Here is a 23,964-nt window from a genome sequence, read left to right as displayed (position 1 = left end):
TAGATTCGCATGATAACAAATTTAATAAATTAACTGACAATCAAAAGTTTATAGTTGTACAATTAAGTATACAAAATACGGAGAGAATGAATGAATTAGTGAATGATTGAATTAGTGAATGACTGAGTGAGTGAATGAATGAATGACTTAATGATTGAATTAGTGAATGGGTATATTATCGTGGGTTCAATTCTTCCATCATGCTAAACTCAATCATTCCAATTACGCTGGGAGGCTAATTTTCCCCATGCAAACCGAAGGCACGCCCTGTCTGTTTCCAAAATTGATCGGTTCTCCACATAGGGTTTCATTGGCTAAAATGGCGAACAGAACAGCTTCTTTTGCGTCTGGATTAATTTCCAGATCGTCTGTAGTTAGGAAAGTAGCCTGAGGAAGCTTTATCTTTAATAGTTCGATTAACAGCGGGTTATGCATGCCTCCACCGCTCGTAAAAATATGCGGTTTAGCCTCTTCTCCAAAGCATTTATGTATAGCATCGGCAATCCCGGAAGCAGAAAAATGGCACAAAGTAGCCATTACATCTTCAGGTTTTAAATCGCTTGTTTCGGATACTTGCTGTGCATTTTCCAGATAGCTGAGATTAAATAACTCTGGTCCTGTTGTTTTAGGAAAATCCAAATCGAAGAAATCACAATCTAACAAAGCTTTTAATAATTGCTGATTACAATCCCCTTGTTTGGCCACTGAAGCATTTTTATCGTAGAACCGGTTAAAGTGCTTTTGCATGTATTGATCCATTAAGGTATTTCCCGGACCAACATCAGTCGAAAAAATTTGAGCAGCATCCAGCACGCCTGGCAAATAAGTGAAATTGGCTATCCCGCCAATATTTAGCATAATGCGGTCTTCCCCTTTTTTAGAGAAAATAAGATAATCTCCATAAACCGCTAATGGCGCGCCTTCTCCACCCGCAGCGAGGTGTTTTTGTCGAAAATCAGATAAGGTGATAATCCCTGTTTTAACGGCTAAATGATCTCCATCACCAATTTGCAAAGTTCCATTTGGATAGTTTTCAAGTTGGTGCAATGATTTTGGCGCATGGAAAATAGTTTGTCCATGACTGGCAATAAAATCTATCTGTTGGCTTTCATAACCCCATTCTTGTAAGGCTTCATTAATCAGCGCTGCATGAACATTAGCAATGTATTCATTCATTAGGCAAACCAACTGTAAATCTACCTCCCGTTTAGAGAAAATAGCTTTGATCTGCTCTCTGAAATCTACTGTATAATCACCGGTTTTAAAATGAAGAATTTTAATCTCGGTATCCAAACCGCTCCCTTCAACAGCGCAAAGTGCGATGTCCAACCCGTCCATAGAGGTGCCGCTCATCAACCCAATAATTAAACGCTCAGCCTTTGCTGCTTTATTATACAGGCTTTGTATTTGGTTATTCATAAGAACAGTTTTAAAAGTAAAAAAGATCAAACGTTTGTTTTAATCATTAATAGAATACTTGCAATAAAAGTAGCTATCCTTTACTAAAAATTAACTATAAGTCTCTATATTTACTGCTCCGTACATTAAAATCCATAACAAAAAAATGGCTAGATTAAATCTACTGGAGGAGACACGTTTCGAGAAATTACCCGTAAGCGTGTTCGAAAATCCAAAAATTGCTTCGGTTAATGTGGCGCACAGAATTGCCAACCTCATTAAAACCAAACAAGCAAACAACGCACCTGCAGTACTGGGCTTAGCAACAGGTGTTACCCCAATCGCAGTTTACGCCGAACTGGTAAGACTGCACAAAGAAGAGGGTTTAAGTTTCAAAAATGTGATCACCTTTAACCTGGATGAGTATTATCCGATGCAGCCAACGGCGGCACAGAGTTATGTGACCTTTATGAATGAAAACCTTTTCGACCACATCGACATCGAAAAGCACAATGTTCACATTCCTGATGGGACGTTGGCGCTGGAAGACATTCCGGCATTCTGCTTAGATTACGAAAAGAAAATTGGTGATCTAGGTGGTTTAGACATCCAGATTCTGGGTATCGGTCGTACCGGTCACATTGGTTTCAATGAGCCGGGTTCTGCACCAAACTCTGGAACACGTTTAGTAACGCTAGACGATTTAACCAGACGTGATGCTGCACGAGATTTCGGTGGTAAATCTTTCGTACCTACAAAGGCGATTACCATGGGTATTGGTACCATCTTTAGAGCGAGAGAAATCATTTTGATGGCCTGGAGCCGTAAAAAAGCATCTATTATTAAAAAAGCGGTAGAAGGAGAAATCTCTGGAGATGTTCCGGCAACCTATCTTCAGCTTTCTGAAAACGTAGAGTTCATTTTAGATGCACCTGCAGCCTCAGAACTGACCCGTTTCAACACCCCTTGGTTGGTTAAAGATTGTGTATGGACTGAAGTATTGATCCGCAAAGCGGTGATTTGGTTAGCCAACACCTTGAAAAAACCGATCTTAAAATTAACAGAAGACGATTATAACAATAACGGTATGGCGCAACTGGCCACAGAAAGAGGTCCGGTTTATAACATCAACATCCATATCTTCAATAAATTACAGCACACCATTACCGGATGGCCGGGAGGTAAGCCCAATGCAGATGATTCTCAACGTCCGGAAAGGGCCGAGCCTGCGAAAAAAAGGGTTATTATTTTCTCCCCACACCCCGATGATGATGTGATCTCTATGGGCGGAACATTCATCCGTTTGGTAGATCAGAAACACGATGTTCACGTGGCTTATCAAACTTCAGGTAACACTGCTGTTTGGGACGATGACGCATTACGTTTTGTAGAATTCAACGTAGATTTTACCGAGAAAATGGGCATGGACAATTCAGAACTGAAAAGTTTATACCAAAACATGCGTACTTTCATCGACAATAAAAAACCAAACCAGATAGATACCCCTGAAATACAAACTGTGAAAGGTTTGATTAGAAAAGGTGAGGCTATTGCCGGTGCACGTTACTGCGGATTGGAAGATGATCATATCCACTTCCAGGCGCTTCCTTTCTATGAAAGCGGAAAAAGCCAGAAAAATCCGGTTACCGATAAGGATATCGAATTAACAATGGAGCTTCTTCAAAAAGTAAAACCTCAGCAAGTATATGCGGCAGGCGATTTTGAGGATCCACATGGCACACACATTGTATGTTTCAACATTATCTTAGCGGCCTTAAAACGTCTTCGTTTAACCGAAGAATGGGCTAAAGACTGCTGGTTATGGATGTACCGTGGTGCTTGGCATGAGTTTGAAACTTATGAAATCGAGATGGCTGTTCCAATTTCTCCACAGGAGCTTGAGCGCAAGAAATATGCAATCTTCAAACACCAGAGCCAAAAAGACAGAGCTGTTTTCCCTGGGGATGACGCAAGAGAATTCTGGCAACGTGCTGAAGACCGCAACCGCGATACTGCAAAAGCTTATGATGAGCTTGGTCTTGCAGAATACGAGGCGATGGAAGCTTTTGTAAGATGGAAATTTGAAGATTAATCAATCTTCTTCATAAAGAAAAACCTGCTACTGTTTATTCAGAGCAGGTTTTTTTATGCCCTTGATGGGGTTAAATATTTAAACCACCGGTAGGTATGCCACCGACCGGAATAATTTTTCTTTTACTTTTTCCTAGTTGTAGCGTCTCCAATGCTATTAACTTAAGGAGAAAACTAAAATGTATTGTCATCCTGAGCCTGTCGAAGGGCAATTCATTTCAGTTTTATCCTTATTAAGAAGGCCTTCGATTACTTGTCCCGATTTCATATCGGGAAGCTCAGACACCATTTTGCTTAACTTAATAGCATTGGTAGCGTCTCGCTACGACTTTGCATTTGCCTTATTATTGACTGATAGGGAGAGGCTATCATGTTCTTCTATAGCTTATATGGTTCGATCCTTTTTTACCATTTAAGGCATGTAAGTTCATTGTAATAACCACCCCCGCCTGTTCACACACCTTCCGCACCCCCTCCTTGAAAAAAGAGGGGAGTTGCCATCGACTAAACCTCTTGGAGGATTTTTGCGTGTGTTCTGTGTTTCCGTGGCTGAATGCAGGTGATTTTAACCTACCGGTAGGTGTCTCACCGGCCGGAATAATTCCTTTTCTCGTTATGACATAATATTTTTTTTCCTCGCCGCCGGAAGGGCTCGTACCTTTTTCTTGGCAAAAAGGTACCGAAAAGCCAAGGCTTGCACCCTTTCTTGGCTATGAGCATCCGAATGCAGATGGCGGTAATAAGAGGCTTAGGCATTTACACTTCTGGCCAGCCCTCGCTGCTTATTCCCTTGGGCAGTACGTAACCGATTGAAACTGCAAGCATTCGGCTGTCCTATCCGGCGAAATGCTGCTAGGCCGGAGGGCGTGCTTCGGGAAGGACTGTAAATTATTTTCGGCAGTTAGCATGATGCCTAACCCCTCAACCGTCGTCATTTCCTCGCAGGAGGGAATCTTAACATTTATTATTGGCTGATATGGAGAGGTACTCATGTTGGCTTATATGGTTCGATCCTTTTTTACCATGTAAGGCATTTAAGTTCATTGTAATAACCACCCCTGCCTACACACATTCCATCCGCACCCCCTCCTTGAAAAAAGGAGGGGAGTTGCGACCGCCTAAACCTCCTGGAAGATGTTGCTCAGCCCGGTTATGTGATGACGTGTTTTCTATGAACGGCTACGGTTCCTTAATGCTTGATTGTCTTGCGATGAGGCTTGGATCTAACACAATATGTGCTATTTCCTCAAAAGGATCTTCTTGCTTAACCATTTTTAGGAACATTTTGGCGCACTCTTTCCCTATCTGTGGTGCATGCTGATCTATGGTAGACAGGTTAGGCGTGATATAGGCAGAAAATGCTTCATTGGCAAAACCGATTACACCCACTTCTGGCGGCGTTTCATCAATCTCTTTGAGCTTCTTAATCACGCCCAATGCAGTAAAATCATCTCCGGCAATAATGGCATCGGGCTTATTCTTACTGCGCATGAGTTTGCCTGATCCAAATCGGCCATCCTTAATGGATAAACCTCCAAAAACTATGTGTTCTTCTAAAACAGGTAGACCGTTATCTTGTAAAGCGGCCTTATACCCTTTTAGCCTATCGTTAAAGATTTTAATTTGATGAATGGTGGTAATAAAGGCGATTCTTTCATACCCTTGATCAATCAGGTGCTGCGTGGCCATATAGCCTGCTTTAAAATCATTCAAGGTAATGGTAGGAACCTTTAGATCCTGATGTACCCTATCAAATAGAATAAGGGGCTTGTTTTGCTTAATGATTTCTGCAAAGTGATCTACATTTTCCGTTTCTAAAGACATGGAAGCCATAATGCCATCTACCTGTGCCTCCAGTAGCGTTTTTACACCATTAATTTCGTTTTCTACAGATTCGTTAGATTGATAAATAATAACCCGATAGCCACTATCCTTTAGCCCATCTTCGATACAATGAATAATAGAAGCAAAAAAATGCGCCTGAACACTTGGAACAATTACACCAATAATATGCGTTTTACCAGATTTAAGTGCCGAGGCCAACTTGTTGGGACTGTAATTGAGCTTTTGTGCCGTTTCCAGCACAGCTGTGCGTGTGGCATCACTTATAGCAGGAAAACCACTTAATGCTCTCGATACTGTAGATACCGTGATGTTAAGTGCCTTGGCGATGTCATATATAGTAGTTTTCTTTTTCAATGATTAGAATAAGCAAAATGTAATTGCAGGAAATAAATTTACAAAAAATCAGCTGTACTGACTCAATTAAACCTTAATGATTATATTCTTTTTGTACATCCAATACAATAGCACATAGAAGCCGAGCACATAACTAATGGCCCAAACTAAGGATGCATTTATAGGAGAAAAGAATGGCTGGTAACAGGTATTGTAGAAATATACCAATAAAGGCGTTTTAGTCCCGTCAGCTTGAGTAATCGAAATCAGGTTTAATACCCTTGGCATCAGCCCGGCCAAAAAGAAAACGGTAATGGCGTTAACGCCATATACAACAAATGGCGTGGTAAATCTCTTATATCCCTGCACATCAATAATCCAATAACACAAGGCAAGACTTATAGAAGCCAAACCTCCGGCGTAAAGGACGTATGAGCTTGTCCACAACGCTTTATTAATTGGGAATTGCAAATCCCACAATAAGCCCAAGGCAACCGCAGCAGTTCCTGTTGTAAATAACCAGGCCACTTTTGAGGCATTGTCTACGTCTTTTCTGCGCATCCAAACGCCCACCAAAATACCAAACAAACAAGTTCCGATGGCTGGTAGCGTACTTAAAATCCCTTCGGGATCCCAGGTTTTAGATGATGCCCAGGTATGTGCTTCTGTTAAAACTCCCCGATCTATCCAGGCGGCCAAATTCGTTTCTTTCTCCATATTGGCATAACCTACCCCAGGAACTGGAACAAAGGTCATTAGCGCCCAATAAACTGCTAAAATCACAATTAAGGCTTTAAAAATAGCTTTGTTGGATACTTTCAGGAAAATAATGCTGCTGATGATAAAAACAATTCCGATACGTTGCAATACACCCAGTAAGCGCACCGTTCTAAAAGCTTCCCAAATGGAGGTATCCTGGATAATGGCCGAGATAATCTTTCCAAAAATGGCTAAAAAGAAGCCTAAGCCATATAAAATTAAACCCCTTTTAATGGCCTTTAAAATGGTTTTGCCATGAAGTTCTGGATTTGCTTTGCTGCTACTCATAGCAAAAGCGATAGAAACGCCTACAATCCACAGAAAAAAAGGAAAAATCAAATCTGTAGGTGTACAGCCATTCCATTCTGCGTGTTCTAAAGGGGCGTAAATATGTCCCCAGCTGCCCGGATTGTTAACCAAAATCATTGCTGCTACAGTTAATCCCCTAAAAAAATCTAATGAAAGCAGACGTGGTTTGGGTTCACTCATTGGTGTAGTATAGTTTGGTTAAGCAACCTAATTTAGATTATTGTTTTTATAATTCGAAATATCCCTGCATCATTATTTTAAATGCTTTTGGGAATATCCCTTTCCATTAATAAACTTTTGCTTAATTTTTACACAATGCTGCTTAGTTTTATCTAAGTTTGCATAAATACACTTGACAAAATGAAAGAAATATCGGTACAAGAACTAAAAGAGAAAATCGATAATAACGAAGATTTTCAGCTAATAGATGTTCGTGAAACATTTGAATATGAGGTTTCTAATCTTAATGGAGAAAATATCCCTTTGGGAGGTATTTTAATTGAAGCAGACAAAGTAGCTAAAGACAAGCCTGTAATTATTCAGTGCCGCAGTGGCAAAAGAAGTGCTGCAGCAGTAATGCAATTGGAGCAACAGTATGGCTACGACAACTTATACAATTTAAAAGGCGGGATTTTAGCCTGGCAAGAAGCTTTTGACCCGAATATGCCTGTTTACTAAATATTAATGCGTGAATGATTGAATTTTGAATGCGAGGAATGTAGCGATCAACCTCATCATTCGCTCATTCAAAATTCAATTACTCAAAACTCAATCATTCTCTAATTCAACAATTAACTTGATGGGTAAGAAATTTGCTTTAAATATCTTTTACAACCTCGCTATTATTTTATCTATATGTGGCGTGGTTTGGTGTTATCAGAACCATAAATACCTGCCTTCCGCTTTTTTGGTAGGCGTAGCCGCTTGTCTCTTCTATTTCAAATATCAGCTTACTAAAGAGCTCCGCAAATCTTTTAAAGAAAAAAAGTAGCGAAATAATTTAATGAGTGAATGAGTGGATTTAGAATGATAGAATCTAGCCATTGCCTCTAATCATCTTGTCATTCTCTCATCCTGTCATTCCATCATTCTATAATTCTATAATTTAATGAGTGGATTTAGAATGATAGAATCTAGCGATTGCCTCTAATCATCTTGTCATTCTCTCATCCTGTCATTCCATCATTCTCTCATTCTATAATTCAATAATTAAATACCACCAAAAAAACCAGGATCAATGCCCGTTAACCCTAAACCCGGTAGTTGCTGCAATTGATATTTTCCATTTTCAAAAGCTGGGTTGGTAAATGGATTATTGGTTGTTAACCAAGGTCCATCCAAATCGGCCCAATTGCAGAGGGGGGCTAGGGCTGCTGCTGCTAAGGTGGCGCAACTGGTTTCGCTCATGCAGCCAATTAGTACTTTCATACCAAAGGAGCGTGCTTTTAAAATCATTTGATGACCTTCGTACATGCCACAACTCTTCATCAATTTAATATTGATGCCATGATAAACGCCTCTTAATTGATCCATATCGGCCAGGCGCTGCATGGCTTCGTCGGCTAATAACGGAATCGGGCTTCGTTCTGTTAACCAGGCATTCCCTTCCATATCGTATTTATCCATAGGCTGTTCTATGAGCACAACCCCCTTGCTATGGAGCCAATAAATGAGGTCGATAGATTTTATTCTATCTGTCCAGCCCTGATTAGCATCTACATACAAGGGCACATCCGTCATGCTCCTAATGGTTTCGATAATTTCCTGATCGTTATCCCTTCCCAGTTTAACCTTAATAACATTAAATGCTGCGGCATCTTTTAACTTCTCTCTGATTACCTCTGGCGTATCAATTCCCACGGTATAAGAAGTGACAGGCATTTTGGCTGGGTCTGCGCCATAAATCTCATAGCAGGGTTTCCCCAATACTTTGCCGTTTATGTCATTCAATGCAATATCCACGGCCGCCTTAATGGCTGGCTGACCGGGGGCTAAACGATCCAGATAAGCAATAATCTTCTGAAAATTAAATGGATACTGAATCCGGCTCCAATCTATTAAGTTTAGAAAAGCCTGTGCACTTTCATAGCTTTCGCCCATGTAGGGCACCATAGAAGCTTCTCCATACCCGATTACATCTTCATACTGAACCTGGAGTAGCATTAAGGGGGTACTGGTTCGGGTAAATTTTGAAATCGAGAATGGATGCTTTAATTCTAATTCAAACGGCTTGCAACTTATTTTCATCATCAATCGTCATCTAATTAAGTAGGCTATTTTTCGCCTAACAAAAGTATATTTGTTCATTAACACAAAAAAGCGCTGTCATGAAAAACATCTCAAGATTACGGTATTTTATTTATTTATCCTTAATAATTATAGGAGGATGTACCACTGGCAAAAAAGCACTTCAAAAAGGCGATTATGACGCATCTGTGCTGAAAGCAGTAGGTCGCTTGCAAAATTCACCTAAAAATACAGAAGCACAGGAAGTTTTAAAAACTGCCTATAGCTTTGCCTTACAAGATCATTTAAGAAAAATTGAAGATGCCAAACTCAGCAATGATCCTTTCCGTTGGGAATCTATCTTATATGATTATCAAAAGCTCAATCAACTGGCTGATGAAATTAACAGCTGTCCGGCTTGTTTAGTAATTGTTCCCAATGCAGGGAAATACATTAAAGCGGTTGAGGAAAGTAAATACAATGCAGCTACTGCCCGATACAATTCGGGATTAAGCTATCTTGAAGTAAACACCCGTCAATCGGCTAAGAAAGCCTACTATGAATTTGAGAAGGTACAAAACCTGCAGGCTAACTATAAGGATATCAAAATTAAACTGGAAGATGCCTATTGGGCCGCCGTAACACGAGTAGTTATTCAACCGATTAGGGTAAATAGCCCGACTTATAAGTTAAGTGCCGACTATTTTCAACAGCAGATTGATCAGTTTATTGCCGATTATGCCAGAAATAAGTTCGTTGTTTTTTATACCGAACAACAGGCAACTAATCAGAAAATAGCTCCAGATCAGGTGTTAAGCCTGGATTTTGATGATTTCATTGTTGGACAAACTTACGTGAAAGAAAGGGTAGAAAAGCTTAAACGCGATAGTGTAGAAATTGGGCAAACCCGTGATGGAAAGCCTATCTATGGAACGGTTAAGGCTACTTTAAGCATATTTGAGAAAAACATATCTTCATCAGGCTTATTGGACATGACCATTACCGACTGGCAAAGCAGAAAAATAGTAAACCAACAAAAGTTTCCCGGCACTTATGTTTGGAGAGACAGATGGGCTAGTTTTAAGGGAGATGAACGTGCTTTGAGCAAGCAACAATTGGCTTTAACGAGGAGAAAACAAATTGTACCTCCGCCACCGAGCACTTTATTTGTAGAATTTACCAAACCAATATATAACCAGCTGGTTGATCAGGTGGGGGCCTTTTACAATAATTATTGAAAGAGTGAGTTTTGAATGAGTGAGTTTAGTAACGCTGTCCATCATGCGCCCTTCAAAATTCTCTCATTCTCTCATTCAATAATTCTCTCATTCAAAATTCAGTCATTTATTCCTGCCGGTACAATGGCCTAAAAATATAATGGTTAATATTGTAGCGATGAATAACGGCTTATACAATCCATTCCAAAATTTCGATTTTCTATACAAAACCTGCTTCTTAAGTGGCAAAACCTTTAATTCTCCTGTAGTCCAGGTTCCGCTTTTACCACAGTGGCTATTAAACCTTGCGCGATTAACAGGTGAGGAGCAAATTCAATTTTTGGATGAGAGTATCCGTTCTTATCAGGATTTATTTATCCCTGTTAATACAGAGATTAACGAGCAATTTCTAAATCCTTTGGAAGCTAAAATCAGTGATGCTTTTAAGCAAGGTTACGCCGGGGTTTCTGCATTATCAGAATTAGACCTTTTTAATTGGATAGGCAAATTCCTTTATGGCTTTATCTACATTGAGATGCATTCGGCCTTGCGCAAAGAAATGACTGCTGACGGTTTAAATATGTCGCAGTCTTTGATGATGAAATTTGCTAACCTTAATTTCATGATGCAGAATCTTTATACGCAGATTGAATTTGAGGATTTTACTCCCTGGTCTATCACCGTGGTTAAGCTTGCTGACGAAGCCACTCCTTTCAGTTTCCGCGACGAGATTAATACGCTCACTTTTTCTTTAAAAATGAAGGATTTTGGCATCATTGCCTGCCTTCAGGATAACGGAACCAACAAGCGTTACCATCAGGATATTATTAATGAAATACAGGGTAAAGCCCTCACAGCAGAGCAATTTGAAGAGCTAAGCGCGAGGTTCTATTATTCAGCCTACCTTTTTAATCGCCTGCCCGAATATACATTTATGCCTGTAGAGGGGATCACTTATATTGAGGCTATGCCATTAAGGGGAAACATGAGCAAACCCCTGTTTGATGCCTGGCAACATAAAACTTATGGTCAGGTTTTAGAAAATTTCTGGAAACCCTGGGGCTATGTCTTGTTCGAGATTATTAAAAACCCTGAAGAGCCTATGAGCTTTTTTGAAAAGCCTTGTTTGCCGAATGCAGGGTAGTGGATGGGAATCGCTGAAAAAATATTAAACATTAAGGAGTTAAATCGTTAATCAAGACTGAAGACTGATACTCCAAACTACCTTCCAGTAAGTGCTTCAAAGAAATGCATAATAATACCTGGTTTAAAGATAATGGTGAAAATCAATCCTGTAAGTGCCCCAAAAAAGTGTGCATCATGGTTAATATGATCTCTGGAATTGCGGGATGCATAAACACAGTAAATCAGATATAAAACGCCAAAAACCACAGCAGGAATTCCAATCGGAATAAACATGATATATATTTTAGACATCGGATTAAAAAGTATAAAGCTAAACAGCAATCCGCTTACGGCTCCAGAGGCCCCTAAACTGTGGTAATTGTAGTTGTCTTTGTATTTAAAAACGGTTGGCAAATCACTTAAAACCAGCGACAAAAGATAGAGTAAACCAAACTGCCAGCTCCCAAGCAAGCCTTCTAAGGCAAAACCAAAGGCATAATAGGTAAACATGTTAAAAAACAAATGCATCCAATCGGCATGAATTAATCCGCTGGTAACTAAGGTATAAACCTGATGGCCTTTAGATACGCTGTATGGGTGGAGCATAAACTTACCGTAAATACTGTGATCGTAAAAGGCATATAAACTCGTAATGAGGGTAAAAACGAAGATGAGTGAAGCTACGGGTGCAGCGTTTAAATATTCCATAAAATTATTTTAAATCGAGCTCCTGAGCAGAAATTAAGCGCCCAATAGGATATCGATTATGTGTTTTCTCGTAATAATCAGAATTTTTATAGACAAAATCAAGCTGAGCAGCAGGATTTTTAGCAAATGTACTGTCTGTAGCCTTCTTTGTTTCCAACGCCGCTTTCAGTTTTGGGTTTTTCTTTAAGAGTTCTGCCGCGGTGTCTTCAAACACATAAGCAGAAAAATGTTCTTTCCTATCCAAAATCGAATCGAAGAAATTCCAGTTAAAGAAAGAGTCTGTAGCCTGAGGTTCGAGCGTTTCTACAATGTACCGGTTAGTAGGCTGGTTTACGTAGACCACGTAATCACCGGCATAATACTGTAGATCCTGAAAAACAGGTTCAACCTTCAAGCCCGAATGCAGGTAATGCCCTTCGTACGGCCGGGTAGTGGTTTTAAAATCAGCAATGTAATAGCTTTCAACAGTTATTCTGGTATCTGCCTTAAGCTGTTTTAGTTTTACATTATTGAGTTTTAGCAGTTCGATTACCCTATCCCAGGCTTTTGGAATAATATAGGCTATAGGTTTTTCTACTGTAACTGCGGGCTCAAATTTATTCCATTCCTTTATATTCCTGGTGTAGGGTTTACTCCGATCATAATATAGCCGATCAGCTCCGCTTACGGCACTGGTTTTCTTGCCGGCTTCATATCCCTTAAAGCGCAAATCTGTATATTCAGCTTGATTTAACTTCCAGGCTAAAGGAAAGATCTTTTGTACCGCTACCGCTTCATCTGCCTTGCGTTTATTCTCCCCAATTATTTTTGCATCTCTTTGCGTGATGTGTATATACTGCTCCAATAGTTTATAGGTAGCATCTACCCGAAGATGATAATCTTTAAGCATATGCGTTTCGGGCATAAAGCCGATGGTATTGTGCAGTGTGGTATAGCCTGTAGAGTACCTGGGCGACTCGATAAAACCCGTGATTCCGCTTTCTGGAGTTTCGCCAATAGCATTAACATAGGGAACCATTGGATAGCCCTGTTTCTCCATACCCTGATAGAGATCCGGGACAAGCACCTGCGTTAAATAATTAGAAAGCAATGGGTTGAGCTTATCCTTTTGAGTAGGAATTAGCGTCATTACATATTGATAATCGGCTCCATTACTGGTATGCGTGTCTACAAAAATCTCTGGTTGCCAGCTATTAAATATCTGTTGAAAGGCTGCTGAGTTTTTAGAATCGGTTTTGATAAAATCGCGGTTAAGATCCAGATTTTTACTATTTCCTCTAAAACCATAGGCGGCAGGCCCGTTTTGATTGGCCCTTGAGGTACTTGTCCGGTTAAAGCTCCCATCAATATTATAAATGGGAATGATACAAATCACCACATCCTTGGGCAGTTGATGCTTTTGCAATAAATCTCTGGCGAGCATCATTGAAGCATCTATACCTTCGGGTTCTCCCGGATGAATACCGTTATTAATTAATAAGACACGCTTGTTACTGCGTTTGATGGCTACTGGATCAAAAATCTTATCCTTTGACAAAACCAGGAGGTGCAAAGGCTTCCCGAAATCTGTTAAACCATAAGTGAGTAGTTTGGCCTCATTATATTCCTTCGCCAAATGCTCATAATAGGAGATAGCCGCGGTATAGGTTGTCGTTTCCTTTTTCCCGCTTTGTTCGTAGGGTGTTTTTTGTACCATCGTACTTAAAGAGAAAAGAACTGATGCCCATAGGAGAAATTTCCTCATTGCAATTAACGGTAAACAGGGGGGCTTTAAAGTGTTTTACGGTAAACCTTGATATTGCCAAACATATAACGGAAACCTATAGTGTAGGTATTATAAATATCTGGCGAATAATTTTCAAAATTGCGGCTCGGGTCATCATAACCATCTAAACCTTCACCGTAAGTGATATTCGATTGAACATTAAAATTAATGATGTATCTCATATATCCATAACCATCATTGATGAAATAGTTAAAGCCTAAATTAACGGGTGTAACGAGGTTTAAACTTTTATCTTTACCAGGAAAGGGTCCAAAGCCTGGGTCATAAGCGGCCCAAGATGGCTTATAGCGCACTATGTCATCCATTTTATTGTTAATCACCCCAACGCCAATTCCAACATATAAACCGCGAATATTGTATAAAAAGTCGCTTCTTTCATAGCGAAGCACCTCCCCCAGCATAAACTTAACGTTAGCACTAACAGCAGTATATTTATTAATAAACTGTCTGTTATGCGGATCTGTAACAATATCTCCTCCCTGAACCATACCATATTGAGCTTCCAATCCTGCAGTAACAAACGGGGTAACATGCACATCAAAAACACCGTATGCAGTGTAGCCTGTTCCGCCCTTAACTACGTCAGTATATGAGCGGTTAGCACCCACACCAAAACCATACGAAAGCTTAAAATAATTTGATTGCGCAAAAATAGAACCCGTAATCAAAACGAAGAAAAGTGATACAGAGATAGTTTTCAATAAGTTAGGGATCATATCGTTTTTTTTTCAAAAATAATATGTTTATTGAATATCCATAACTTTTTACCTTTGAATTATGAGTAAATACAACAATTCCAATGGTTCGTTACAGAACAGATTTATAAAATATGCCAAGATTGACACGCAATCAGACCCTGGTTCACCCACCTGCCCCTCTACAGAAAAGCAGAAAAATTTGGGAAGAGCATTGGTGGCCGAGTTGTTAGAAATGGGTATTTCTGATGCAGAAATAGATATTAACGGCTATGTTTATGGTACCATTCCAAGCAATACCACGAAACAAGTTCCCGTAATTTGTTTCTGCTCACACATGGATACTTCACCTGATAGCAGTGGTGAAAATGTTAAACCAATTATTCATGATAATTATCAAGGTGAGGACCTGATTCTGCCAGATGATAATAAAGTGATCATAAAAATGGCTGAACACCCCGACCTTCAACATCAGATTGGCAACAGCATTATTACTGCTAGCGGAACAACCCTGCTCGGAGCAGACAATAAGGCTGGCCTGGCAGAAATTATGGAAGCGGCTGCTTTTTTAATGCAAAATCCGGATGTAAAGCACGGAACGATTAAAATTTTCTTTACCCCCGATGAAGAAATTGGAAGAGGCGTAGACAAGGCCGACCTTAAAAAGCTTGCTGCAGATTTTGCGTATACCATTGATGGAGAAACCTTAGGTTCTATTGAGGATGAAACATTTTCGGCCGATGGTGCAAAACTAACGGTTACAGGTGTGAGTGCACATCCCGGATTTGCCAAAGGAAAAATGGAAAGTGCAATCAGAATAATCACCGAAATCTTAAATGCGCTTCCAACAGATACCCTAACCCCAGAAACTACTCAATTAAAAGAAGGATTTATTCATCCTGTGGCCTTTAAAGGTCAGGTAGAGGAAGCAGAAGCACAATTCATTATCCGCGATTTTGATAATGCCAAACTTCAGTCGCACGGAGAGTTGCTGGAAGAGACGATAAAAAAGGTGATGGTAAACTATCCTAATTCTAGTTATAACCTTCAAATTAAAGCTCAATACCGCAACATGAAAGAAGTTCTAGACCAACACCCACAAATTGTGGCCTATGGGGTAGAAGCGATTACACGCGCAGGTGTTGTTGTTAAAAAACAAAGCATTAGAGGCGGAACAGATGGCTCAAGACTATCGTTTATGGGATTACCTTGCCCTAACATCTTTGCTGGTGAGCATGCTTTTCACAGCAAACAGGAATGGGTAAGCATTCAGGATATGGAGAAAGCAGTACAAACCATCATCAATATTGCCTGTATTTGGGAAGAAAAAGCAAAATAAACTGATGAATATTGAATGAGTGAGGGATTGAATGTGTGGATGATTGATTGATTGAATGAATGAATGAGTGAATGATGGAATGATGGAATGGGTGAATGATAGGCAGTCGCTGCTAAAATTCACTCATTCTCTAATTCAAAATTCAATCCTTTATAATTAATAAGCCGCCTGGCCAACATCAAGTCGCCATATTTTACCGCTCTTGTTGAGTTGAAACTTAAAATAAGTTTTAAAGTCGCCCCATTGATCGGAATGAAAGCTCCCGTAAATATCCAGGCCATTGTTTTCTACACGATCAATGCTGGTAAAATGCTCATGACCGAATGATTTTCTGAAAAAACCTTTAAACGAGGTCTGATAGCCGTCATAGCAAAATATTACATTGGGGGTAAATAATGAAAACCAGGTGCGCGCATCATTATTTTGAAGTGCAGTAATAGCCGTTTTAATCTGTAAGTTAGATACTTTCGTCAGATCGAGTTGTACGCCTTTGGTAACTGGTTTTTGAGCAGATGCGGTAATGCCTATCAACAGGCAAAGTAATATCATCGTATTTCTCATAAGCCTAATTCCAATTTACTTGAAAGGGCCTGTGTGCCACCTTCCAAAATCATGCTTATCGAATACTTATTATCAGTTATACTTGTGCTCCTTTCCATCTGGGGAAGAAGACTAAGGGCTGATTTTTTTTGCTTATCTGCCATTCTCTCTATTTCTACTTAAAATAAAATATAAAACAACAGGGATGATCGCATCAAAAATAAATAAAATAAGACATAACGCCAATTTTTCGCTACGAAGTAAAATGAATGAGTGGACGAATCAATGAGTGGATGACAGAATGAATGAAGGAGAGAATGAATGAATGAGAGAATGACAAAATAAAAGGCAATCGCTATTCAAAATTCACTCCTTCTCTACCCCGAAATTCGATCATTAAATAAAATGTATTATTTTTTATTAAAAAAATTCTATACCACAGGGAAATTGCTATTTTTAAAATGTGATGATAACCTTAGAAAATCAATATTTAAAAGTTAAGCTGGCCGACAAAGGAGCAGAGCTTCAAAGCCTATATAGTAAAGAAACAGCATTGGAATACCTGTGGAACGCTGACCCAAAATTTTGGGCAAAACATAGCCCTGTACTATTTCCAATTGTAGGCTCGCTCAAAGATAACAGCTATATTTTTCAAGGTAAAAATTACAGCCTACCCAGACATGGATTTGCCCGCGATCATGTTTTTACTGCAATGCAAAATAGCGATTCAGAAGTTGTTTTCAGCTTGAAACAAACTGATGACACTTTAAAGGTTTATCCGTTCTATTTTGATTTAAAACTCAAATACGAATTAATAGACAGAAAACTGAACCTGACGTACGAGGTAAAGAATACAGGCAAATCGGCCATGTACTTTTCTTTAGGAGCACATCCGGCATTTGCCGTACCTAATACTCCTGATACGGTTTATGAAGATTACTATTTAGCCTTCAACGATGATGAAAAACTCACCTATTGGAAATTAGCCGATGGCTTAGTAGACAATGAAACAGAAAACATCGATTTGAACGGGCATAAACTAAACCTCAAAGCCTCACTTTTTGATAATGATGCACTGGTTTTTAAAACCCTTCAAAGTAGTTGCATCAGCCTTTTAAATACCAAAAACGACTACGGATTACATTTCCATTTCGAAGAGTTTCCCTTCTTTGGTATCTGGGCAGCGCCCCAGGCACCATTTGTTTGCTTAGAACCCTGGTGTGGTGTTGCCGATGGCATAAATCATAATCAAGATCTGACCAGGAAAGAAGGCATTATTAAACTGCCTAAGGGGGAAAGCTGGACCAGATTTTGGGAAGTAGAATGTTTTTAACGATTAATTTAGCGAAACACCCTATTACATATTGCAAATAAGCAGTTTAGCAAAATACTGCCATTGTAAAATTACTTTGATGGAGAGGAAATTTGCAATCCGAAAACTACGGCGGCAAAACAACTTGTCGCCCTTTGTCTCTAATTTGTCACCTGCAACATTTGTGCATGCCATAAGATTTCTGTAATCTTGACCCCCGATTCTATTGGCTATACTTTTCATGATGACATTTAACACCACTGACCCTACGCTCTTAAAAACGAAACAACATTTTGAAATTCTTGATGGATTAAGAGGTGTAGCGGCACTTTGTGTAGTGATCTTCCACTTTATGGAGATGGTATATCTACCCGATAAAAACTTTATTGCCCATGGCTTTCTGGCTGTAGATTTCTTCTTCTGCTTATCTGGATTTGTAATTGCCTATGCTTATGATGACCGTATGGGCAGGATGGGAATTACCGAATTTTTCAAATCCCGAATGATCAGGCTACATCCATTAGTAATCTTGGGATCGGTGTTGGGCTTAATTACTTTTCTGTTCGATCCCTTTGGCGGACAAGCAGATGCCTATAGTATTGGTAAAGTCGTGCTCATCTTTTTAGCTTCGGTTTTTTTAATTCCCTTTCCGATGATGGAAGAGAGAGCTTTTAATAATTTCGGTTTAAATGCACCCTCATGGTCGTTATTCTGGGAATATGTTGCCAACATTGTTTATGCATTTATATTATACAGAACTCCCCGTCGTATTTTATGGGTTTTATTTTGTATTTCCGCAATAACTTTGGCTGTTGTTAGCTATCGCGAGGGCGGTTTACTTGGCGGCTGGAACAAAGATTCTTTTTGGGATGGAGGCGCGCGTATTTTATTCTCATTTTTGGCGGGGATTTTAATTTATCGTGCAAACCTGATCCTTAAAACCAAAATCGGCTTTATTGGCTTGGCTGTTTTGTTGATATTACCCTTCATCATGCCAGACAGTAAGCTCAACTGGCTAACTCAACTTTTGGTTGTATTGCTTTACTTCCCGCTACTGGTTTCATTAGGCGCAGGTGCTAAACTTTCCAAAGGTTTGAAAAAACTCTGCAACTTTTCGGGGAAGATCTCCTACCCGCTATACATGACCCACTATGCCTTTATCTGGATGTTTGGAAATTATTATCAGGCTTACAAACCCAATACACAACAGCTTACATTAGTGATTATTGCAGGAACAATTCTATTGCTTGGATTTGGTTATCTGGCGATGGTTATTTTTGATACACCGGTAAGAAAATTCCTCAAAAGGAAAAGAAAGACTGAGCAGTTCAGGTCTTGATAGGGTAAAGTGATTATATTTCTTTTATGGCTTATATGTTTCGATACTTTTTTACCATTTAAGGCATGTAAGTTCATTGTAATAACCATCCACGCCACTTCACACGCCATCCGCAGCCCCTCCTTGAAAAGTAGGGGAGTTGGGAACTTCGATTTGTTTTTCTGAATGCTTTGCGTTTTTTAGCCACGGAGACACGGAAGGCACGGAATTTTTGTTTACTACCCAATGCACCCTGCTTCTTTTTTATGAGCTTTTACCAATAGCGAAGCTATCTCTGTGTGCTCTGTGAAATCCTCTTTATCTCTGTGGTTAATGCTTTGCGTGAAACTTTGCGGGCTTGGCGGTTAGTAGGATCAAAGCTTATTTCTTCTTATATGGCTTATATGGTGAAAAAAACATTAAGGAGTTAAGGGAAGTTAAGTTATTAGCCACGGAATACACGGAATTTTTGTTTACCGCTCAACGCACCCTGCTTCTCTTTTTATGAGCTTTTACCAATAACGAAGCTATCTCTGTGGTTAATGCTTTGCGTTAAACTTTGCGCGCTTTGCGGTTTAAATTGAAACTTATTTTTTCTTATTTGGCTTATATGGTTCGATACTTTTTTACCATTTAAGGCATGTAAGTGCATTGTAATAACCACCCCGCCACTACACAATCATCCGCAGCCCCTCCTTGAAAAGTAGGGGAGTTGGGAACTTCGATTTGTTTTTCTGAATGCTTTGCGTTTTTTAGCCACGGAGACACGGAAGGCACGGAATTTTTGTTTACTACCCAAGGCACCCTGCTTCTCTTTTTATGAGCTTTTACCAATAACGGAGCTATCTCTGTGTGCTCTGTGAAATCCTCTTTATCTCTGTGGTTAATGCTTTGCGTTAAACTTTGCGGGCTTTGCGGTTTAAATTGAAACTTATTTTTTCTTATTTGGCTTATATGGTTCGATACTTTTTTACCATTTAAGACATGTAAGTTCATTGTAATAACCACCCACGCCACTTCACACTTCCTCTACACCCCCTCCTTGAAAAAAATAGGGAGTTGGGATCTCGATGTTTTCTGAATGCATTATGTTTTTTTAGCCATGGAAACACGGAATGCACGGAATTTTTGTTTACCACTCAAGGCACCCTGCTTCTCTTTTTATGAGCTTTTACCAATAGCGAAGCTTTCTCTGTGTGCTCTGTGAAATCCTCTTTATCTCTGTGGTTAATGCTTTGCGTTAAACTTTGCGGTTTAAATTGAAACTTATTTTTTCTTGTTTGGCTTATATGGTTAGATACTTTTTTACCATTTAAGGCATGTAAGTTCATTGTAATAACCACCCCCGCCACTTCACACGCCATCCACACCCTTTGTTTATCTTACAGGTTGTGAATTGCCTGTTATGGGTAAAAAACTCAGCGTGGCTATGCGCCCAGACTCGTAACCCACAACCCGCAACTCGTAACCCATTTATTCTGTTTGATATCCCATCAGTTTTCTAAACTGATAAAAGAACCGCTCAATTAACCTTAAATCTTCCGTTACAATTTCTGCATTGCCTTTAAGCTCTGTATCAAAGGGTAAAATCTTAGTATAAGAGGTCTTGAGTCCTTTAGGCAACGTTACATCCACATAGTAATTGCCTTTGTCATCTGGCGTGAAAGAGATATTTTGAACCCGTCCTTCTACAATACCATATTCCTGGTAACGGTAATTGTCCAGTTTGATTAAAACCTTTTCTCCTTTGGCAATTTTCCCTGAATTAACCGCAGGAACAAACATCCTGCCAATGAGTGCCTTTTTATGGTCGGGCAGAATAGATAAAACAGCATCTCCACGCTTTACGAATTGGTTTTCGCCCCAAAACTGCTGAAAACTGGCTATACCATCGGTAGAAGAAATAACCAGATAATTTTGTTCCCATGACCTTAACGAACGCCTTAATTGCTCCAGCAACTGGGTGGTTTGCGAAGCATAATTGATTTTGTCTTTCTCGGCATTGATGTTTGCCCCACTTTTGGTTTTATGGAGATTAGAAATCGCTTCCTCAGTTTGCGACAAGGTAAGGTCTATATTTTCCAGGCTTTGCTGCGCTTGCAAAAACTTCATTTTTTCAGTTTCAAATTCAAAGCTTGAAATTACCTTCTGGTTAAATAGTTGCTGGGCACGCAGATAATTTTTCTTCACCAGTTCAAATTTCGAAAGCTCAAAGGTTTTCTGCCGCTTCAGGGTAACGATTCTACTTTTATTTGCCAATATATTTTCTGCGGTAGCTACATTTTCAGGAGCATAAGGTTTAAGCCTGGTAAATAACTTTTCATCTTGCAGTGCTTTTGCAAAATTATTGTAATCGCCTTGTAGCTCGCCTAATTTAAAAGCCGAAACTTGGTTCAGTGGAAAGGATACCAGCTCATCAGCGGAAAGGCCATCCACTATTTTACGCAGCTGCAAAACATCTTTATAATTAGCAGTAGATTGTAAAACCATTAAAATTTCGCCCGCTTTTACCTTTTGGTGATCGGTAATAAATATTTTTTCGATTTTAGAGTCTGCCCTGATCTGGAGTTTTTCTGGTGGATTTTGCGAGGTAACAATGATTGTGGCAGGCACAAATTCAGGATATTTAATGAAATAGCTCATTAACAGAATCATTAAAAGAATAGCCAAAATCACCACATTGCCCCAACGGAACATCCAGTGCGGTGGCTCTGCTAAAACATCCTGTACACTCTCTGAGCGAAGATTGATCTCTTCTAATTTATCTTTTCTAGTTTCCAAGTTCGAGCTGGTTTTTAATTAATCTGTAATATTCTCCTTTTTTTGCCACCAATTCCTGGTGATTGCCCTCTTCGATAACCTTCCCCTTATCCAGCACAATAATTTTATCGGCATGTTTAACAGTAGATAATCTATGGGCAATAACGATAGCCGTTTTTCCTTTAAAAAACTGCTCCAGATTTTCGATAATAATCTTTTCGTTATTGGCATCCAGTGCACTCGTAGCCTCATCGAAAAATATATATTCAGGCGATTTATAAACTGCTCTGGCAATAAACAATCGCTGCTTTTGCCCGCCACTTACGCCAATACCTTCATTACCAATTTTGGTATTGTAGCTTAAGGGCAAACTTTCTATAAAGCCTTGTATATTGGCAATTTCGATGGCTTTTCTCAGTTTTTGCTTATCAATGGTGTCTTCGCCAATGGCGATGTTGTTGGCAATAGTATCGTTAAATACATAGCTTTCCTGCATCACTACGCCGCAGTGATCGCGCCAAAATCTGGGCGAGATATTTTTCATATCTGTACTGCCAATTTTGATATCGCCCTGGTTAGGTTCGTAAAACTTAGTGATGAGCTTAAGCAGGGTAGTTTTGCCACTTCCGCTGGCCCCAACTATAGCCGTAGTTTTCTGATAGGGAATCACCAGGTTCAAATCCTGAAAAACAAACGCATCAGACCCGGTATACCTAAAAGAAACATTATTTAGTTCGATATCTTTTTGTGGAATTTCAGTTGCATACTGTTCTTCATTACTTTCTTCGTCTTCTTTATCGTGTATTTCGCCTAAGCGTTCGAGCGATATTTTGGCATCCTGCGTTTGTTTAATAAAATCAATCAGTTGTAGTAAGGGGCTGTTGAGCTGGCCGATAATATATTGCACAGAAAGCATCATCCCCAGGGTGAGGTTGCCGCTTAGCACCAGTTTTGCCGCCAGAAAGCTCACCAGAATATCTTTGATCTGGTTTATGAAGCCTCCACCAACCGATTGCCATTGTTCAAGAGAAAGTGCTTTAATTTTGATTTTGAATAGCCTTACCTGTAAAAACTCCCAGCCCCAGCGCTTCTGCTTTTCGGCATTATGCATTTTTATTTCCTGCATGCCGTTAATCAGTTCAATCACGGTACTCTGCTCTTGCGAAACCTGAGAAAACATTTTGTAATCCAGCTCTTTTCTCCTTTTCAGGAAGAAAGTAATCCAGCCTACATATACCGCAGCACCCAGTAAATACACCACAAACAAACGGTAATCATAAAGCAGCAATACAATACTAAAAATGAAGAGGTTAACCATAGAAAAGAGGGTATTGAGCGAAGAATTGGTAAGCAATTGCTCTATCCTATGGTGATCATTTATTCGTTGCATAATATCACCGGTCATCCGGGTATCGAAAAAACTGATGGGTAATTTCATCAGTTTGATAAAAAAATCGGAGATAATGGAGATGTTAATTCGTGTAGAAAGATGAAGTAAAATCCAGCTGCGGATAATGTCGATGCCCATTTTGCCCATGAAAAGCATCACCTGGGCCAGCAGCACCAGGTAAATGAAGTTAATGTCTTGATTTTGGATCCCTACATCAACAATGCTTTGGGTAAGAAATGGAAAAATAAGTGATAGTAAACTGCCCGCCAGCAGGCCAACAGCTAACTGGATAACCAGCGATTTGTATTTAAATAAGTACCGGTACAAAAAGGAGAAGCTGGTTTTTCGCTCCTCCTCTTCAAACTCAGTTTTATAAAATGAAGGGCTTGTTTCTAAAATAAGGGCAATACCCTCTTCCGTATTTTCGTTGGCATTTTCGCCAATCCAGTATTTAATAAATTCCTCCCTGCTGTAAGTAATCAGGCCATAACTCGGATCTGACACATATACCCTGTTGGCTTTATCAATTTTATACACCACCACATAGTGATTTTTGTTCCAATGTACAATGCAAGGCAGGGGAGCATCGGCAACCAGCGTATTAAAATCGATTTTAACCCCCAATGTTCTAAAGCCCAAACGCTCTGCCGCATTACTCAATCCGAGTAAGCCACTTCCTTCTCTGGTGGTTTCAGAAAGCGTTCTGATGGGCTGTAAGGCAATACTCCGTTTATAGTGTTTAGCTATAATACGCAAACAGGTAGGGCCACAATCTTTGGCATCTGGTTGTTTATAAAAGGGGAATTTTTTCAT

Annotated in this window: 18 protein-coding genes; 8 read left to right on the top strand and 10 right to left on the bottom strand. The window is 39.6% G+C overall.

What is annotated here, in order from left to right:
• Positions 1 to 222: 222 nt before the first annotated feature.
• Entirely contained in the window at positions 223 to 1,419 is a 1,197-nt protein-coding gene (locus tag BMX11_RS14515; protein ID WP_090885490.1) for an anhydro-N-acetylmuramic acid kinase, read from the bottom strand.
• A gap of 145 nt (positions 1,420 to 1,564) precedes the next feature.
• On the opposite strand from BMX11_RS14515, the gene nagB reads away from it, so the two are divergent.
• A complete protein-coding gene (nagB, locus tag BMX11_RS14510; protein WP_090885488.1) occupies positions 1,565 to 3,490 on the top strand; it encodes a glucosamine-6-phosphate deaminase in 1,926 nt (641 codons plus the stop codon).
• A 1,178-nt stretch (positions 3,491 to 4,668) separates the two neighbouring features.
• On the opposite strand, the gene BMX11_RS14505 is transcribed toward nagB, so the two are convergent.
• Entirely contained in the window at positions 4,669 to 5,688 is a 1,020-nt protein-coding gene (locus BMX11_RS14505) for a LacI family DNA-binding transcriptional regulator (protein WP_090885486.1), read from the bottom strand.
• A gap of 66 nt (positions 5,689 to 5,754) precedes the next feature.
• Positions 5,755 to 6,915, bottom strand: coding sequence for an acyltransferase family protein (locus tag BMX11_RS14500; protein WP_090885484.1), 1,161 nt, complete (start codon positions 6,913 to 6,915; stop codon positions 5,755 to 5,757).
• A gap of 180 nt (positions 6,916 to 7,095) precedes the next feature.
• On the opposite strand from BMX11_RS14500, the gene BMX11_RS14495 reads away from it, so the two are divergent.
• Positions 7,096 to 7,413, top strand: a complete 318-nt coding sequence (locus tag BMX11_RS14495; protein WP_090885482.1) for a rhodanese-like domain-containing protein — start codon at positions 7,096 to 7,098, stop codon at positions 7,411 to 7,413.
• A gap of 121 nt (positions 7,414 to 7,534) precedes the next feature.
• A complete protein-coding gene (locus BMX11_RS14490; protein WP_090885479.1) occupies positions 7,535 to 7,726 on the top strand; it encodes a DUF6358 family protein in 192 nt (63 codons plus the stop codon).
• Positions 7,727 to 7,944: 218 nt separating this feature from the next.
• Here BMX11_RS14490 and BMX11_RS14485 read toward each other — a convergent pair whose 3' ends face one another.
• Positions 7,945 to 8,982: a dipeptide epimerase gene (locus BMX11_RS14485; protein WP_090885477.1), complete on the bottom strand. Its 1,038-nt coding sequence runs from the start codon at positions 8,980 to 8,982 to the stop codon at positions 7,945 to 7,947.
• Between the two features lie 80 nt (positions 8,983 to 9,062).
• Between BMX11_RS14485 and BMX11_RS14480 the strand changes: the two genes are divergently transcribed.
• Positions 9,063 to 10,199 (top strand): hypothetical protein, encoded by a 1,137-nt coding sequence (locus BMX11_RS14480; protein WP_090885475.1) that lies wholly within the window; start codon positions 9,063 to 9,065, stop codon positions 10,197 to 10,199.
• Between the two features lie 139 nt (positions 10,200 to 10,338).
• Positions 10,339 to 11,322, top strand: a complete 984-nt coding sequence (locus BMX11_RS14475) for a hypothetical protein (protein WP_090885472.1) — start codon at positions 10,339 to 10,341, stop codon at positions 11,320 to 11,322.
• A gap of 77 nt (positions 11,323 to 11,399) precedes the next feature.
• On the opposite strand, the gene BMX11_RS14470 is transcribed toward BMX11_RS14475, so the two are convergent.
• The 3 genes from BMX11_RS14470 to BMX11_RS14460 are packed head-to-tail and all read right to left on the bottom strand — an operon-like array spanning position 11,400 to position 14,513.
• The gene (locus BMX11_RS14470) at positions 11,400 to 12,011 is read right to left on the bottom strand and encodes a rhomboid family intramembrane serine protease (protein ID WP_090885470.1); all 612 of its coding nucleotides are present in this window, start codon (positions 12,009 to 12,011) and stop codon (positions 11,400 to 11,402) included.
• A gap of 4 nt (positions 12,012 to 12,015) precedes the next feature.
• On the bottom strand, positions 12,016 to 13,755 hold the full coding sequence (locus BMX11_RS14465; RefSeq protein WP_245738673.1) for a M14 family metallopeptidase: 1,740 nt from the start codon (positions 13,753 to 13,755) through the stop codon (positions 12,016 to 12,018).
• Positions 13,756 to 13,781: 26 nt separating this feature from the next.
• Positions 13,782 to 14,513, bottom strand: a complete 732-nt coding sequence (locus BMX11_RS14460; protein WP_090885466.1) for a hypothetical protein — start codon at positions 14,511 to 14,513, stop codon at positions 13,782 to 13,784.
• Positions 14,514 to 14,574: 61 nt separating this feature from the next.
• On the opposite strand from BMX11_RS14460, the gene pepT reads away from it, so the two are divergent.
• Positions 14,575 to 15,831, top strand: coding sequence for a peptidase T (pepT, locus tag BMX11_RS14455; protein ID WP_090885464.1), 1,257 nt, complete (start codon positions 14,575 to 14,577; stop codon positions 15,829 to 15,831).
• A gap of 156 nt (positions 15,832 to 15,987) precedes the next feature.
• Here the strand turns inward: pepT and BMX11_RS14450 are convergent, their stop codons facing one another.
• Positions 15,988 to 16,392 carry a hypothetical protein gene (locus BMX11_RS14450; RefSeq protein ID WP_175474568.1) on the bottom strand — a complete coding sequence of 135 codons (405 nt, stop codon included), beginning with the start codon at positions 16,390 to 16,392 and terminating at the stop codon, positions 15,988 to 15,990.
• Positions 16,393 to 16,837: 445 nt separating this feature from the next.
• Here BMX11_RS14450 and BMX11_RS14445 point away from each other — a divergent pair, with 445 nt between their 5' ends.
• Both BMX11_RS14445 and BMX11_RS14435 read left to right on the top strand, forming a co-directional pair.
• Positions 16,838 to 17,704 carry an aldose 1-epimerase family protein gene (locus BMX11_RS14445; RefSeq protein WP_090885462.1) on the top strand — a complete coding sequence of 289 codons (867 nt, stop codon included), beginning with the start codon at positions 16,838 to 16,840 and terminating at the stop codon, positions 17,702 to 17,704.
• A 223-nt stretch (positions 17,705 to 17,927) separates the two neighbouring features.
• Positions 17,928 to 19,022 carry an acyltransferase family protein gene (locus BMX11_RS14435; RefSeq protein ID WP_090885459.1) on the top strand — a complete coding sequence of 365 codons (1,095 nt, stop codon included), beginning with the start codon at positions 17,928 to 17,930 and terminating at the stop codon, positions 19,020 to 19,022.
• Between the two features lie 1,452 nt (positions 19,023 to 20,474).
• Here BMX11_RS14435 and BMX11_RS14420 read toward each other — a convergent pair.
• On the bottom strand, positions 20,475 to 21,782 hold the full coding sequence (locus tag BMX11_RS14420) for an HlyD family secretion protein (protein ID WP_090885453.1): 1,308 nt from the start codon (positions 21,780 to 21,782) through the stop codon (positions 20,475 to 20,477).
• Complete coding sequence (locus tag BMX11_RS14415) at positions 21,772 to 23,964, bottom strand: peptidase domain-containing ABC transporter (RefSeq protein ID WP_090885451.1); 2,193 nt, start codon at positions 23,962 to 23,964, stop codon at positions 21,772 to 21,774. Before BMX11_RS14415 ends, BMX11_RS14420 begins: the two co-directional genes overlap by 11 nt.

Source organism: Pedobacter rhizosphaerae (assembly GCF_900111155.1).
Lineage (GTDB): Bacteria > Bacteroidota > Bacteroidia > Sphingobacteriales > Sphingobacteriaceae > Pedobacter > Pedobacter rhizosphaerae.
This window is presented reverse-complemented; position numbering and strand designations above follow the sequence as displayed.